This window comes from Curvivirga aplysinae, assembly GCF_009711445.1.
Taxonomy (GTDB): domain Bacteria; phylum Pseudomonadota; class Alphaproteobacteria; order UBA8366; family Aestuariispiraceae; genus Curvivirga; species Curvivirga aplysinae.
This window is the reverse complement of sequence record NZ_SMMC01000082.1, coordinates 1-2,464: the sequence shown is the minus strand read 5'-3', so window position 1 is coordinate 2,464 and position 2,464 is coordinate 1. Positions and strand designations below refer to the sequence as shown.

At 41.1% G+C, this 2,464-nt stretch carries 2 protein-coding genes; one reads left to right on the top strand and one right to left on the bottom strand.

What is annotated here, in order from left to right; translation table 11 throughout:
• Positions 1–1,248: MFS transporter (locus tag E1160_RS01580; protein ID WP_328597105.1), on the top strand; the 1,248-nt coding region annotated here is incomplete at its 5' end.
• 15 nt (positions 1,249–1,263) lie between these two features.
• On the opposite strand, the gene E1160_RS01575 is transcribed toward E1160_RS01580, so the two are convergent.
• On the bottom strand, positions 1,264–2,415 hold the full coding sequence (locus tag E1160_RS01575) for a PA0069 family radical SAM protein (protein ID WP_155153235.1): 1,152 nt from the start codon (positions 2,413–2,415) through the stop codon (positions 1,264–1,266).
• Positions 2,416–2,464 lie beyond the last annotated feature (49 nt).

The window sequence follows — 2,464 nt, the reverse complement described above, 5'->3', positions numbered from 1 at the left end:
TATATGTTTGTACAGAATATGATTAATGCAAAAAAAACATCGGTCTTTTTCATCGCTTTATCGCAAGTAGCGATCATGGCTGTTTGGTTTTCTGCGTCAGCTATTGCGCCGTCTCTGAAACATGAATTTTCTTTAACAGATGATCAGCTCTCGTTATTGACGAGTGCGGTACAAGTAGGCTTTGTAATTGGTTCATTGGTGAGCGCAATATTAGGATTAGCAGATCGATATGATCCTAGACGAATCATTCTTATTTCTGGTGGGATCGCAAGTCTTGCAAATTTTGCCATTTTATTTGTGCCTATTGATTCTTTCTGGATGATCATTTTGCGTTTTTTAACCGGTATTTGTATGGCTGGGGTTTATCCGGTGGGGATGAAATTAGCTGTATCTTGGGTCAATAAGACAGGGCGTTATTCCGATACAGGATTGTTAGTTGCTATTTTGGTCGCTGCTTTGACCTTAGGATCAGCGGCACCACATTTGTTTAATGCTTTTGGCGGTATCGATTGGCGTTTTACGATCCAGTTATCTTCACTGGCCGCTATCTTTGGTTCTTTTGTAATTTTACTTGTTCGAATTGGGCCAAATATAAAACAAGCCCCACCATTGAAACCCAAAGCCATGATGCTTGCTATTACAATACCGAGTCTACGGTTAGCAAATCTGGGTTATTTGGGCCATATGTGGGAGCTTTATGCAATGTGGGCGTGGCTTGGCTTGTTTTTAGATACGAGTTTCAAACTTGTTTATCTAGATGCAGAGGTTGCGTCTTTTTATGCCCGATTACTAAGCTTTGCTGCAATAGGTTTGGGCGGCGTAATAGGTTGTTTGATCGCTGGTTATTATGCTGATCGTATCGGGCGTACAACGGTGACCATATCAGCCATGTTGGTAAGCGGTCTATGTGCTACAGTGATCGGTTTCTTCTTTGGAGGGGCGCCTTATGTTATCGCGATTATCTGTATTATCTGGGGTATTAGTATCATTGCTGATTCTGCACAATTTTCAGCAAGTATCACCGAACTAGCGCCGCCGGAACGTGTGGGTACCTTATTAACAATGCAAACGGCTATGGGCTTTGCATTAACTTTAATTGCCATCCATATCATGCCCGGAATTGTTGAGGCCTTAGGATGGAATTATGCTTTCATGATATTGGCTATTGGCCCATTTTTAGGGGGGATAGCAATGTGGTGTTTACGTTCTAACCCAGAAGCGATTAAGTTGGCGAATGGGAAAAAATAAAAATACCCTCTTAAGTTAAAGCAAGTTAAATTGCCCACCTTTGGGTGTTGGAGGTGTAAAATATTCTGTGGTGAGTGACCTTTGTAGTTCAACCCGGTCTTCAGGATTGAAATGCGATCCGAAATGTTTTTTTATCGCCAGATTATATCTTTTTCTAATCATTGTTGCATAGGCCCCTGTGCCGGACATACGTTTGCCAAATGTGCTATGATTTAACTTTCCATCTCTGCTTTGACTGATTAAGGACAAAACACGATTGGTTTTATTGGGGTAATGATGATCTAACCAGTCCTTCATCAAGTCTTTGACTTCAAGCGGTAGACGTAAAAGGATATAGCCTGCGCTTTCTGCGCCAGCTTCTTTAACAGCAGCTACTAAATTTTCAATCTCATGGTCATTGATTGCGGGAATGATAGGGGCCGTCAAACTGCCGACAGGAATATTGTGTTCTGATAAAGTTTGTATGGTTTGTAATCGTTTTTTGGGTGTCGTTGCACGAGGTTCCAGTTTATTAGCTAATATATGATCTAATGTGGTCACGGAAACCATAATGCGCACTAACTTATATTTCGCTGCTTCCGTTAAGATATCCAAATCCCGTAAGACCATCTGATTTTTAGTTACAATAGTGAAGGGGTGGTGGCATTCGGTTAATTTGGTAATTAAACTGCGTGTTATTTTCTTCTCTGCCTCGACGGGTTGGTAAGGGTCGGTATTCGTTCCAAAGGCAATAGGGGCGGGTTCATATTTGGGATGGGCTAATTCTTTCTCCAAAATATCAACGGCATCCGGTTTATAGAAAAGCTTGGTTTCAAAATCTAGACCTGCAGACAATCCCCAGTAATTATGTGAAGGGCGTGCAAAACAATAGACACAACCATGCTCACATCCCTTATATGGATTGATGGAACGATCAAATGGGACATCTGGTGATTGATTATAAGTGATAATCTTTTTACTGCTATCCAGCATAAGGCTTGTTGGGATTTGTGTGCCTGCTGCAAATGGATCATCTATTTGATCCGTTTCAGGTGAGTTCCAACCGTCATCGAAACTTTCACGATTGAAACGTTCAAACCGCCCAACCTGATTACTAACTGCGCCACGTCCCTTTAAAGCATGATCTGTAAAACGATGATTGATACTATGATTTGTATATTTACTCATAAAGGCATTATATATCTGTCAAGATTTCGCCGCATTAAGTAGATATTCT

Excerpts from the sequence above, each read along its gene's own strand:
- E1160_RS01575 (WP_155153235.1), bottom strand. The coding sequence starts at position 2,415 with ATGAGTAAATATACAAATCATAGTATCAATCATCGTTTTACAGATCAT.